We start from the raw sequence: 12,109 nt of genomic DNA, 5'->3' as shown, positions 1-12,109 counted from the left end.
TCTCAGTGCACCAGCATACCGGTGAACCAATATGCCTGCGCCAGGGTGATCAACCCGACGAGGGTGGCAAAAAACAGGCTGTGCTTGAGGGTGAAGCGGAACAGGTCGGATTCCTTGCCCACCAGGCCGGTCGCCGCACAGGCCACGGCGATCGATTGCGGCGAAATCATTTTGCCGGTCACGCCACCACTGGTATTGGCCGCTACCAGCAAGGTGTCGTTAACGCCGATCTGGTGCGCGGTGGTGGCTTGCAACGAGCTGAACAGTGCGTTGGACGAGGTGTCCGAGCCTGTCAGGAAAACCCCAAGCCAGCCGAGGAAAGGTGAGAAGAACGGGAAGGCAGCGCCGGTGCCGGCCAGGACCAAGGCCATGGTAGAGGACATGCCTGAGTAGTTGGTGACAAAGGCGAAGGCCAGCACCATGCCGATGGACAGGATTGGCCAGCGCAGCTCGTAGAAGGTTTCTTTTAAAGTGGTAAGACCAGTTTTGAAGTCTATTTTCAGGACTGCCATCGAGATCAGCGCAGAAAAGAAAATCGCGGTACCGGTTGCTGAGATCGGGTCCAGCTTGAATACGGCCGGGATGGCGGTGGGGTTCGTTACGATCGGTGCGACTTTGATCACCAGTTGGTCCAGGTGCGGGATCGCAACGTTGAAGACCCAGCCGTACATCGAGCCGCCTGCGGCGAACATCGCTTTGAAGGGTTTGAGCGTCCAGATGGTGACCAGCACGGTGAGGATCAGGAACGGCGACCATGCCTTGAAAATCTGCCCCAGGCTATATGGAGAAACAACGGTGTTGCGTGGCAAGCCGAAGCCACCAGCGCTGGCGGTAACCGCTGTGCTCGAGGTGGCACCGGCAATCTGCGCGCCGGCGCTACGCTTGGGCTGCCAGACTTTCAGGAATAGGGTCAGGGCGATCAGGCTGGCCAGTGCCGAGGTGATGTCCGGCAGTTCCGGGCCGATGAAGTTGGATGTGAAATATTGGGTGACGGCGAAGCTCAGGCCCGCCACCAAGGCTGCGGGCCAGGTTTCGCGAACGCCGCGCAGGCCGTCCATCATGAACACCAGCCAGAAGGGTACGAACAGCGACAGCAGCGGCAGTTGGCGGCCGGTCATGGCACCGATCTTGAAGGCGTCGATGCCGGTGACTTGTCCTGCAACGATGATCGGGATGCCCAGCGCGCCAAAGGCGACTGGGGCGGTGTTGGCAATCAGGCATAGGCCGGCGGCGTAGAGCGGGTTGAAACCCAGGCCGACCAGCAGCGCGGCGGTAATCGCCACGGGCGCACCGAAACCGGCCGCACCTTCGAGGAACGCGCCGAAGCAGAAGCCGATCAGCAGTACCTGCAAACGTTGATCGTCGGTAATCGACAGGACCGAGCTGCGGATAACCTCGAACTGACCGCTCTTGACCGTCAACTTGTAGAGAAATACCGCGGCCACGATGATCCACGCAATCGGCCACAAACCATAGGCAAAGCCGTAGCCGGCGGCGGCCAGGGCCATGTCTACCGGCATCTGGAAGGCGAAGATGGCGACCAGGATCGACAGCGCGAGGGTGATGCTGCCGGCCACGTGCCCCTTGAGGCGGAACACGGCCAGGGCCAGGAAGAAAAACACGATAGGAATAACGGCGGCCAGTGCGGATACACCGAGACTGCCGAGAGGGCTGTAGAGCTGTTGCCAGGTTTGCATATGGGGTGGCCCCTGATTGTTGTTGTTTGTATGGCTTGGATAATTGGTAATACCAATTTACAGTCGCTGTGGGCTAGATTAAGAGGCTTGTTAGGGGTGTGTCAATTTGCCGCCCGCGAAACTTTGGTCGTACAGCCGGGAGTGACTGTTCTGATGGGGTGAATCGAAGGCGTTCTGATAGGTGCCGCGAGCGCGGCGATAGGCCAGAATAGAAGCCCCGGCGAGTGGTCGGGATGGTGGAGAGTGGGTTATGGGGTTTGATCAGGTGCGTCAGCGCCGTTTGTCTGACGATATCGTCGAGCAACTTGAGGGCATGATCCTTGAGGGCACGTTGAAGTCGGGCGAGCGCTTGCCGGCCGAACGTGCTTTGGCTGAGCAATTTGGCGTGTCACGGCCATCGCTGCGAGAAGCGATCCAGAAGCTGGCGGCCAAAGGGTTGTTGGTCAGTCGTCAAGGCGGTGGCAACTATGTTGTGGAATCCCTGGGGTCGACCTTCAGCGATCCTCTGTTGAATCTGTTGGAAAACAATCCTGAAGCTCAACGGGACCTGTTGGAGTTTCGCCAGACACTGGAAGCTTCTTGCGCGTATTACGCGGCATTACGAGCAACGGAAGTTGACCGTGAGCGGCTGACGGCGGCTTTCGAAGCGTTGCAGGATTGTTATGCGCGGGCCGATGAGGTGAGTCGAGTGGAGGAGGGCGCCGCAGATGCGCGGTTTCACCTGGCCATTGCGGAAGCGAGCCATAATGCCGTATTGCTGCATACCATTCGCGGGCTGTTCGATCTGCTCAAGCGTAACGTGGTGACCAACATTGGCGGCATGTATCAGCAGCGCACCGAGACCCGCGACATGCTGATCAGTCAGCATCGCGACCTGTATTTGGCAATTATCGAAGGGCGAGCCGAGCAGGCGCGCGAAATTTCAACACGTCACCTGCTGTATGTGCAGGAAGTGCTGGAGGAGGTGCGTCAGGAAGTTCAGCGCGTAGCCCGGGCGGAGCGACGTAAAGGCATGTAGTCTCGGGCGAGTTGCCCGAGACTACAGGGTCACAAGGTTATTCTTCCTTGCCCTTGTTGCGCACCGCGCGATGCAATTCGCGATTGGAGTCGCGCTCGCGTTCGGTGTCGCGTTTGTCGTATTCCTTCTTGCCCTTGCCCAGCGCAATCTCGCACTTGACCAGGTGCTTGCTCCAGTACCAGGACAAGCAGATGCACGCGTAGCCTTTCTGTTGCACTGCCGCAGCGAGTTTTTCCAGCTCGCGGGCGTTGAGCAGCAGCTTGCGCGTGCGCACCGGGTCGGCAATCACGTGGGTGCTCGCGGTGGTCAGCGGGGTGATATGGCTGCCAAGCAGCCATGCCTCGCCATCCTTGAGCAGCACATAGCTGTCGACCAGCTGCAGCTTGCTGGCACGCAGACTCTTTACTTCCCAGCCGGCCAGGACCAGACCAGCCTCGAACCGATGTTCGATGAAGTAATCGTGTCGCGCTTTTTTATTTTGCGCGATGGTCCCTGTGGGGTGTTTCTTTTGTTTAGCCATAGGGGCGGCATTATAGGGAGTTGCGAGCGAGTCGGCTACGGTCAACCTGCGTGCTTGAGCGTGTTCGACGAATCCCGGACAATGCCGGCAGTTCTTTGGTTTTTTTCTCTCGCGGATCTGGCTGTTCTTTCGCGATGTTTGCCCGCTCAGCTGTGGAAATAACGCTCACATGACGACGCATATTCAACGTTCGGCCCTGTTGCCCTATCCCGCGCAGGCGCTCTATGACCTGGTCAACGACGTGGCGCGTTACCCGGAATTCCTGCCGTGGTGCTCGACTGCCGAGGTTTTGGAGGGCGGTGATGAGTACATGGTGGCCAGCGTCGGCGTAGCCAAGGGTGGGCTTAGTCAGCATTTTGTTACGCGCAATGTGCTGGTACCTGGAAAATCCATCGAGATGAATCTGCAGGAGGGGCCGTTCACTCAGTTGCATGGCGTATGGGTATTCAAGGCGCTGACGGAGAAGGCCTGCAAGATCAGCCTGGATCTGTCGTTCGATTACGCCGGGCCTATTGTCCGGGCAACACTGGGACCCTTGTTCAACCAGGCGGCGAATACGCTGGTGGATGCGTTCTGCCAGCGAGCCAAGCAGCTGCATGGTTGAAATTGAAGTGGTGCACGCCGCCATTGAGCGCCAGGTGTTACTGGCGGTTGCGGTGCCGGAGGGCACAAGCCTGAGGGCGGCGGTGCACATGTCGGGGATTGCTGAGCAATTTCCGCAGCTGGTGCTGGCTGAATGCCCATTGGGAATCTTTGGTAAGGTGGTTGCCGACGCTGATATACGTGCCGTGCAGCCAGGTGATCGAATTGAAATCTACCGGCCGTTGCTGGCAGATCCCAAGGAAGTGCGCAGGCAGCGTGCGGCCAAAGCGGCGAAAGCCAGGCAGCAAGGCGCATAAATCAGCAAACAACAAAAAGCCCGGCATGCCGGGCTTTTTGTTGAGTGTGCCTTGTTACTGCGGGCTGGTGTCCAGAGGCTGTGGCGTCGGGACTGGCACGGTTTCCACGCCATCGACGTCTTTCTGGATCTGGTCCAGCAAGGAGCCTGGCTTGGCCGGCACCTCGGATTTCGGCTTCTCGGCTTCCTGTGCGGGGGCGGTCACGCTGGTACCGCTGTCCTTGCCCATCAGCGCTTCATCGCGGCTTACGCCGGGCATGAAGTCACCGGACAGGCTGACAAGCTGGTCACTGCCATTGAAGATGACACTGACGCGCTCCTGCTGGCGCTCACCGCCGCCAGGCTGGATGCTGTAGAGATAATCCCAGCGATCGGCATGGAAAGTGTCGGTCAGCAGGGGATTGCCCATGATAAACCTTACTTGCCGTCGGGTCATTCCGGGGCGTAACTGGTCTATCATGTCCTGCGTGACGACATTGCCCTGCTGGATGTCGATTTTGTAAACCCCGGGGAATGAACAACCGGCGAGTGCGAGCAGTCCCACAAAGGTGAAACTGGTTAGCAAGAGCTTGGTGTTTTGCATCGGTGGGCGACTTCCACTATCTTGGCTGGGACAACGTAAACGCCGATCATACCCGTATTAAGAGAAGCTGCGAAGCAGCATCCGCGAGAAAGCTAACCATGGTTGAAAATAGCGAACTACGCAAAGCCGGTCTCAAAGTGACTCTGCCCCGAGTCAAGATTCTACAAATGCTCGATTCTGCTGAGCAGCGCCACATGAGTGCCGAGGACGTTTACAAGGCGCTGATGGAGTCTAATGAAGACGTCGGTCTGGCCACGGTTTACCGTGTCCTGACCCAGTTTGAAGCCGCAGGGCTGGTGGTTCGTCATAATTTCGACGGCGGTCATGCAGTGTTTGAGCTGGCCGATGGCGAGCACCATGACCACATGGTTGACCTGGATACCAATGAGGTTGTCGAGTTCACCAGCCCTGAGATCGAAGCGCTGCAGCATAAGATCGCTGAGGAGCATGGCTTCGATTTGGTCGACCATAATCTGGTGCTGTACATCCGTAAGAAAAAGTAAAAATCGACGCAGAGTTGCTCTGCGAAACGATTGAAGGCGACCCTAGGGTCGCCTTCGTGCTTTATATAAGAAGCAAAATGCTCGCCTCAAGCCTTCGCGGCGACGACCATTTTCTTCGCATGAGCCAGAGACTCCTTGGTCAAATCAATACCGCCGAGCATCCGCGCCACTTCTTCCACGCGCTCCGACTTGTTCAGCTTGGACACGGCCGTGCGCGTCGCGTCGCTGCCTCGCACCTTGTGCACGAACAAATGCTGATGCCCTTGGGCTGCCACTTGCGGTAAGTGGGTCACCGTAAGCACCTGGCCTCGATCCCCCAGGCGTCGCAACAACTGGCCAACAATCTCTGCAGTTGGCCCGCCAATGCCTACGTCCACTTCATCGAACACCAGTGTCGGTACGCGCGAGGTTTGCGCGGTGATGACCTGGATGGCCAGGCTGATCCGTGAAAGCTCGCCGCCGGAGGCGACCTTTGCCAGGGCTTTGAGCGGTTGCCCCGGGTTGGCGCTGACCAGCAGCTCCACCTGTTCCAGGCCATGGGGTTGCAGCTCATTGCTGGTGTTGGCGTTCAACTGGATGGTGAAGCGACCACCGGGCATGCCCAGGCGCTGGATTTCCTGTTCCACGGCGCCTGCCAGGCGGGTAGCGGCTTGCTGGCGAAGCTCGCTCAGCTCGCGAGCCTTTTCCTGATAATGCCGAGCGAAGGAGGCGAGTTCTTCGCCGAGGCGTTCAATGGACTCGTCGTTCGCGTTCAGGGTTTCGATTTCATCCAGCAGTTTTTGCTGCATCGCCGCCACTTCGGTTGGCTGGATTCGATGCTTGCGCGCCAGGGTGTAGATGGTGTCCAGGCGCTCTTCTATTTCCTGCAGGCGCGCCGGGTCGGCGTCGAAATGATCCAGAAAGCGATTCAGCTCGCCGACCGCTTCCTCCACTTGGATCTGCGCACTGGTCAACAACGTGGTGGCTTCACTCAGTGAGCCGGATGCGTTATTCACGCTGGACAGCCGATTGAGGCTCGCCGTCAGTGCGGTAAGCACATTGCCGGAATCGCTTTCGCTGCATTGCTCGACCACCTGGCGACAGATACCCAGCAGTGTTTCGGCGTTGGTCAGGTTCTTGTGTTCCTGCTCAAGCTGCTCCAGTTCGGTCTCGCCCAGCCCCAGGCTTTCCAGCTCTTCGAGTTGATAGCTGAGCAATTGGTGGCGAGCGCGTTGCTCGTCGCCGGAATTGGAAAGGCGCTCCAGTTCCTGGCGCGTCTGCCGCCAGCGTTGAGCGGCCAGGTGAACCTGGCGGGCAAGTTCGGTGGCGCCGGCGTACTCATCGAGCAAGCGGCGATGGGTGTCGGTTTTAAGCAAGGATTGGTGTTCATGCTGGCTGTGAATATCGATCAGCAATTCGCCCAGGGCTTTGAGGTCGCCAAGGGGGCAGGGCGTGCCATTGATGTAGCCGCGTGAGCGTCCTTCGGCGGTTATCACCCGGCGCAGAATGCACGGCCCTTCATTATTGAGGTCGCGCTCGGCCAGCCAGGCCTCGGCTTCGGGAATGTCCACCAGGTCGAAGGTGGCCAGGATATCGGCCTTATCGGCGCCGGGGCGCACCACGCCGCTGTCGGCGCGGTCGCCGAGTGTCAGGCCCAGGGCGTCGAGCATGATCGACTTGCCGGCGCCGGTCTCGCCTGTGATTACGCTCATGCCGCGATCCAGTTCGAGATCCAGATGTTCAACGATGGCGTAGTTATGTACGGACAGGTGCACGAGCATGAAGGTCGCTCCCAGGCTTTAGGTCTGGTTATTTATACAGTGTTTTGTTCTGAGCTGACAATCCTGGCGCTTAGCTCGATTTGCTTGATCGATGTGTTTTTTTAGCGCGATTAGGAATGTAGAGGCAGGAAATGATCCAAGGCATGCGAAAGACTTTTGGTAACGCCTGCGCCCTTGAACCTGAAAATTGTGGCCCCATATACCGGAACAGAAGCGCGAGTTGAGTTCGCGCATGATTTTGAAAGGAGAAATCTATGGCTGACGAACAGACGCAGGATACGCAAACGCCAGACGCCAATTCGGCTGCCGGTGATGAACTGGGAACTCGTGTGCAAGTGCTCGAAGAGCAGCTGGCCGCAGCGCAGGATCAGTCGTTGCGTGTTGCCGCCGATCTGCAGAACGTCCGCCGTCGTGCCGAGCAGGACGTAGAAAAGGCTCACAAATTCGCGTTGGAAAAATTCGCCAACGACCTGCTGCCGATTATTGACAGCCTGGAGCGTGGCCTTGAATTGTCCAACCCGGACGACGAAAACATCCGCCCTATGCGCGAAGGGATCGAACTGACCCTGAAAATGTTCCAGGACACCCTGAAGCGTTATCAGTTGGAAGCTATCGATCCGCAAGGCGGTGAGCCGTTCAACGCGGAGCACCACCAGGCGATGGCGATGCAGGAAAGCCATGACCTCGAGCCCAACAGCGTATTGAAGGTGTTCCAGAAGGGCTACCTGCTCAATGGCCGCTTGTTGCGCCCGGCGATGGTCGTGGTGAGCAAGGCGCCTGCACCCGTTTCGCCTTCTATTGACGAGCAGGCTTGAAATCCGCCGCAAGGCCCCCATTTATAAGTCAAGCGTTTAAGTGCTACCGCAGTTAGCCACAACTGCTGCGGCATCCAAATTCAAGTTTCGGGAGAGTGAATCATGGGCAAAATTATCGGTATCGACCTGGGGACCACCAACTCGTGCGTCTCGGTCATGGAAAACGGCAAAGCCAAGGTTATCGAAAACGCTGAAGGCGCGCGTACCACGCCGTCGATCATCGCTTACGCCAACGACGGCGAGATTCTGGTCGGTCAGTCGGCCAAGCGTCAGGCTGTTACCAACCCGCACAACACTCTGTACGCGGTAAAACGTCTGATCGGTCGTAAGTTCGACGAAGAAGTCGTACAGAAAGATATCAAGATGGTGCCTTACAAAATCGCCAAGGCTGACAACGGTGACGCCTGGGTTGAAGTAAATGGCAACAAGATGTCTGCGCCGCAGATCTCGGCTGAAGTCTTGAAAAAGATGAAGAAAACTGCCGAAGACTACCTGGGCGAAACCGTGACCGAAGCGGTGATCACCGTTCCGGCCTACTTCAACGACAGCCAGCGCCAGGCGACCAAAGACGCCGGCCGCATCGCGGGCCTGGACGTAAAACGTATCATCAACGAACCTACCGCAGCGGCCCTGGCTTACGGTATGGACAAGGCCAAAGGCGACCACACTGTGATCGTTTATGACCTGGGTGGCGGTACGTTCGACGTTTCGGTTATCGAAATCGCTGAAGTTGACGGCGAGCACCAGTTCGAAGTGTTGGCCACCAACGGCGACACTTTCCTGGGTGGTGAAGACTTCGACATCCGTCTGATCGACTACCTCGTTGACGAATTCAAGAAAGAAAGCGGCATGAACCTCAAGGGTGACCCGCTGGCGATGCAGCGCCTGAAAGAAGCTGCTGAGAAAGCCAAGATCGAACTGTCGTCGAGCATGTCCACCGACGTGAACCTGCCGTACATCACTGCAGACGCTACCGGTCCTAAACACTTGAACGTGAAGATCTCTCGCGCCAAGTTGGAAGCACTGGTTGAAGACCTGGTTCAGCGCACCATCGAACCTTGCCGCATTGCGCTGAAAGACGCCGGCATCGACGTTGGTTCCATCAACGACGTGATCCTGGTCGGTGGCCAGACGCGTATGCCGCTGGTACAGCAGAAAGTAACCGAGTTCTTCGGTAAAGAAGCACGTAAAGACGTGAACCCGGACGAAGCGGTTGCCATGGGTGCTGCCATCCAGGGCGCGGTATTGGCCGGTGACGTGAAAGACGTGCTGCTGCTGGACGTCAGCCCGCTGACCCTGGGTATCGAAACCATGGGTGGCGTAATGACTGCGCTGATCGAGAAAAACACCACGATTCCTACCAAGAAATCCCAAGTGTTCTCGACTGCCGATGACAACCAGGGCGCGGTGACCATTCACGTGCTGCAGGGCGAGCGTAAGCAAGCTGCCCAGAACAAGTCCCTGGGTAAATTCGACCTGGCCGAGATTCCACCAGCTCCACGTGGTGTGCCGCAGATCGAAGTGACCTTCGACATCGACGCCAACGGTATCCTGCACGTTGGTGCGAAAGACAAGGCTACCGGCAAAGAGCAGAAGATCACCATCAAGGCCAACTCCGGCCTGTCTGATGAAGAAATTCAACAGATGATTCGTGATGCTGAAGCCAACGCTGATGCGGATGCCAAGTTTGCTGAGCTGGCTGGTGCCCGTAACCAGGGGGATGCGCTGGTTCACTCGACGCGCAAAATGGTCGCTGACGCTGGCGACAAAGTGACTGCCGAAGAGAAAGCTGCAATCGAAGCTGCCGTGGTTGCCCTGGAAGCCGCTATCAAAGGCGACGACAAGGCCGCTATTGAAGCCAAGGTTGAGGAGCTGTCGAAGGTTTCCGCGCCAGTGGCTCAGAAAATGTACGCCGAGCAAGGCCAGCCGGCCGAAGGTGCTGCGCAACAAGCAGAGCCTGAAGCCAAGCACGACGATGTGGTCGATGCCGAGTTCGAAGAAGTCAAAGACCAGAAGTAACTTGGTCGTCCGGTTGACCGCTCACAAGCGGTGACTGGTAGGATGTCGCCGCGCGGGAGCTTGCTCCCGCGTTGGCGTGTCTGGGGTATGCGAATTTTTACAGTATGCGACAACGTTCGGATGCTGGCGGTGTGATCGGGAATGCTCCTGCTTTCCGAGCAGTAAATGCCGCGTTTTTAGTCGGGTGGCCGGCTAAAGAGTAGTAATGACCAGGATCGTTGAATTGACGTGAGTTGGGTCCGGGCCTGCATTGGGGCTCAACGAGTTTGGCGAGGCTCAGGAGGGTCTGGCTGAACGTCCTTAAGAGTGCAAAGACTTATGGCAAAGCGTGACTATTACGAAGTATTGGGTGTGGAGCGTGGCTGCGCCGACGCGGACCTGAAAAAGGCTTACCGCCGGCTGGCAATGAAGCACCACCCGGACCGTAATCCGGATAGCAAAGAATCCGAAGAAATGTTCAAAGAGGCCAATGAGGCCTACGAATGTCTGTCTGATCCGAACAAGCGTGCAGCCTACGACCAGTATGGGCATGCCGGTGTCGACCCAAGCATGGGCGGCGGCGGTGCCGGTTTTGGTGGGCAGAACTTCTCCGATATTTTCGGCGATGTGTTCAGTGATTTCTTCGGCGGTGGCCGTGGCGGCCAGCGTGGCGGTGCCCAGCGTGGCAGCGACTTGCGCTACACCTTGGAGCTGAACCTGGAAGAAGCCGTGCGCGGCACCAGCGTCAATATCCGTGTACCGACGCTGGTCAACTGCAAGCCGTGCGACGGTTCGGGTGCAAAGAAAGGCTCTTCGCCCATCACCTGCCCGACCTGCGGTGGTATCGGTCAGGTTCGTATGCAGCAGGGCTTCTTCTCGGTGCAGCAAACCTGCCCGCGCTGCCATGGCCAGGGCAAGATCATCTCCGATCCGTGCGACTCCTGCCATGGCGAAGGCCGTGTCGAAGAGTACAAGACGCTGTCGGTGAAAGTACCGGCGGGCGTGGATACCGGCGACCGCATTCGTTTGTCGGGCGAGGGGGAGGCGGGTGCCCAGGGTGGGCCCACGGGCGACCTGTACGTGGTCATCAATGTGCGCGAGCACTCGATCTTCCAGCGCGATGGCAAGCATCTGTTCTGTGAAGTGCCGATCAGCTTTGTCGATGCGGCATTGGGCGGCGAGCTGGAGATTCCGACCCTCGACGGGCGGGTCAAGCTCAAGATCCCTGAAGGCACGCAAACCGGCAAGCAGTTCCGCATCCGTGGCAAAGGCGTTGCGCCAGTGCGCGGTGGTGGGGCCGGCGACCTGATGTGTCGTGTGGCGGTAGAAACGCCCGTCAATCTGAATCGCCGTCAGCGCGAGCTGCTTGAAGAGTTCCGCAGTTCGTTGGCGGGTGATGACTCCCACTCGCCAAAAACCACGGGCTTTTTCGATGGCGTGAAGCGCTTCTTCGGCGACCTGTAAGGAATTGAGTATGCGACGTATAGCCGTAATGGGCGCTGCCGGGCGCATGGGCAAGACGCTGGTCGAAGCGGTGCAGCTGCGCTCGCCGGCGTCCGGGCTGACTGCGGCGATCGTTCGCCCGGGCAGCACGCTGATCGGTGCGGATGCCGGTGAGTTGGCCTCGCTGGGCCGTATCGGCGTTTCGTTGTCCGGCAACCTGAAGCAGGTGGCTGACGAGTTCGACGTATTGATCGATTTCACGCTGCCGGAGGTGATGCTGAAGAACCTGGCGTTCTGCCGTAAGGCGGGAAAGGCGATGGTCATCGGTACCACCGGTTTGACGGCTGAGCAGAAGCAGTTGCTGGTGGAAGCGGGCAAGGATATCCCAGTGGTCTTCGCTGCGAACTTCAGCGTGGGGGTGAACCTTTCCCTCAAGTTGCTGGACATGGCCGCTCGCGTCTTGGGTGATGAGGCGGATATCGAGATTATCGAAACCCACCATCGTCACAAGATCGATGCCCCGTCCGGAACCGCTTTGCGCATGGGCGAGGCTATCGCCGATGCGTTGGGGCGTGACCTGTCGAAAGTGGCGGTGTATGGCCGCGAGGGGCATACCGGTGCGCGTGCGCGCGACACCATCGGGTTTGCGACGGTGCGCGGTGGGGATGTGGTGGGTGATCACACCGTGCTGTTCGCCACTGAAGGCGAGCGCCTTGAGATCACGCACAAGGCTTCCAGCCGCATGACGTTCGCCAAGGGTGCGGTACGTGCTGCGCTCTGGCTGGAGGGGCGCGAGCCTGGGCTGTACGACATGCGCGACGTGCTCGACCTGCACTAATCAGTAGCTTAAACAGGGCCTCAAGCTTATGCTTAG

At 58.4% G+C, this 12,109-nt stretch carries 12 protein-coding genes; 8 read left to right on the top strand and 4 right to left on the bottom strand.

Annotated features, from left to right (window positions below; translation table 11 throughout):
- Window positions 1–2: 2 nt before the first annotated feature.
- Window positions 3–1,697, bottom strand: coding sequence for a lactate permease LctP family transporter (locus C4J92_RS22635; RefSeq protein WP_124368389.1), 1,695 nt, complete (start codon window positions 1,695–1,697; stop codon window positions 3–5).
- Between the two features lie 250 nt (window positions 1,698–1,947).
- Here C4J92_RS22635 and C4J92_RS22630 point away from each other — a divergent pair, with 250 nt between their 5' ends.
- A complete protein-coding gene (locus tag C4J92_RS22630; protein ID WP_124364453.1) occupies window positions 1,948–2,715 on the top strand; it encodes a GntR family transcriptional regulator in 768 nt (255 codons plus the stop codon).
- Window positions 2,716–2,752: 37 nt separating this feature from the next.
- On the opposite strand, the gene smpB is transcribed toward C4J92_RS22630, so the two are convergent.
- Complete coding sequence (gene smpB, locus C4J92_RS22625; RefSeq protein ID WP_003176160.1) at window positions 2,753–3,235, bottom strand: SsrA-binding protein SmpB; 483 nt, start codon at window positions 3,233–3,235, stop codon at window positions 2,753–2,755.
- A 169-nt stretch (window positions 3,236–3,404) separates the two neighbouring features.
- On the opposite strand from smpB, the gene C4J92_RS22620 reads away from it, so the two are divergent.
- The gene (locus C4J92_RS22620) at window positions 3,405–3,839 is read left to right on the top strand and encodes a type II toxin-antitoxin system RatA family toxin (RefSeq protein WP_124405313.1); all 435 of its coding nucleotides are present in this window, start codon (window positions 3,405–3,407) and stop codon (window positions 3,837–3,839) included.
- A complete protein-coding gene (locus tag C4J92_RS22615) occupies window positions 3,832–4,134 on the top strand; it encodes an RnfH family protein (RefSeq protein WP_124405312.1) in 303 nt (100 codons plus the stop codon). The genes C4J92_RS22620 and C4J92_RS22615 overlap by 8 nt, the downstream gene beginning before the upstream one ends.
- Before the next feature lie 54 nt (window positions 4,135–4,188).
- Here the strand turns inward: C4J92_RS22615 and C4J92_RS22610 are convergent, their stop codons facing one another.
- Window positions 4,189–4,716, bottom strand: coding sequence for an outer membrane protein assembly factor BamE (locus tag C4J92_RS22610; protein WP_124368386.1), 528 nt, complete (start codon window positions 4,714–4,716; stop codon window positions 4,189–4,191).
- Between the two features lie 98 nt (window positions 4,717–4,814).
- Between C4J92_RS22610 and fur the strand changes: the two genes are divergently transcribed.
- Entirely contained in the window at window positions 4,815–5,219 is a 405-nt protein-coding gene (gene fur, locus C4J92_RS22605; protein WP_124405850.1) for a ferric iron uptake transcriptional regulator, read from the top strand.
- 86 nt (window positions 5,220–5,305) lie between these two features.
- Here the strand turns inward: fur and recN are convergent, their stop codons facing one another.
- Window positions 5,306–6,979, bottom strand: a complete 1,674-nt coding sequence (gene recN / locus C4J92_RS22600; protein WP_124405311.1) for a DNA repair protein RecN — start codon at window positions 6,977–6,979, stop codon at window positions 5,306–5,308.
- Window positions 6,980–7,233: 254 nt separating this feature from the next.
- Between recN and grpE the strand changes: the two genes are divergently transcribed.
- From grpE to dapB, 4 genes are all read left to right on the top strand, one after another.
- On the top strand, window positions 7,234–7,794 hold the full coding sequence (gene grpE, locus C4J92_RS22595) for a nucleotide exchange factor GrpE (protein WP_057725007.1): 561 nt from the start codon (window positions 7,234–7,236) through the stop codon (window positions 7,792–7,794).
- A gap of 102 nt (window positions 7,795–7,896) precedes the next feature.
- A complete protein-coding gene (dnaK, locus tag C4J92_RS22590; protein ID WP_124388247.1) occupies window positions 7,897–9,813 on the top strand; it encodes a molecular chaperone DnaK in 1,917 nt (638 codons plus the stop codon).
- 318 nt (window positions 9,814–10,131) lie between these two features.
- Window positions 10,132–11,256: a molecular chaperone DnaJ gene (gene dnaJ, locus C4J92_RS22585; protein ID WP_124364447.1), complete on the top strand. Its 1,125-nt coding sequence runs from the start codon at window positions 10,132–10,134 to the stop codon at window positions 11,254–11,256.
- A 10-nt stretch (window positions 11,257–11,266) separates the two neighbouring features.
- The gene (gene dapB, locus C4J92_RS22580; RefSeq protein WP_124405310.1) at window positions 11,267–12,073 is read left to right on the top strand and encodes a 4-hydroxy-tetrahydrodipicolinate reductase; all 807 of its coding nucleotides are present in this window, start codon (window positions 11,267–11,269) and stop codon (window positions 12,071–12,073) included.
- Window positions 12,074–12,109 lie beyond the last annotated feature (36 nt).

Origin of the sequence: Pseudomonas sp. R3-18-08 (assembly GCF_003852065.1) — a bacterium.
Lineage (GTDB): Bacteria > Pseudomonadota > Gammaproteobacteria > Pseudomonadales > Pseudomonadaceae > Aquipseudomonas.
Note: the sequence above shows the minus strand (reverse complement) of the source record. Positions and strands in the feature narration are given on the sequence as shown.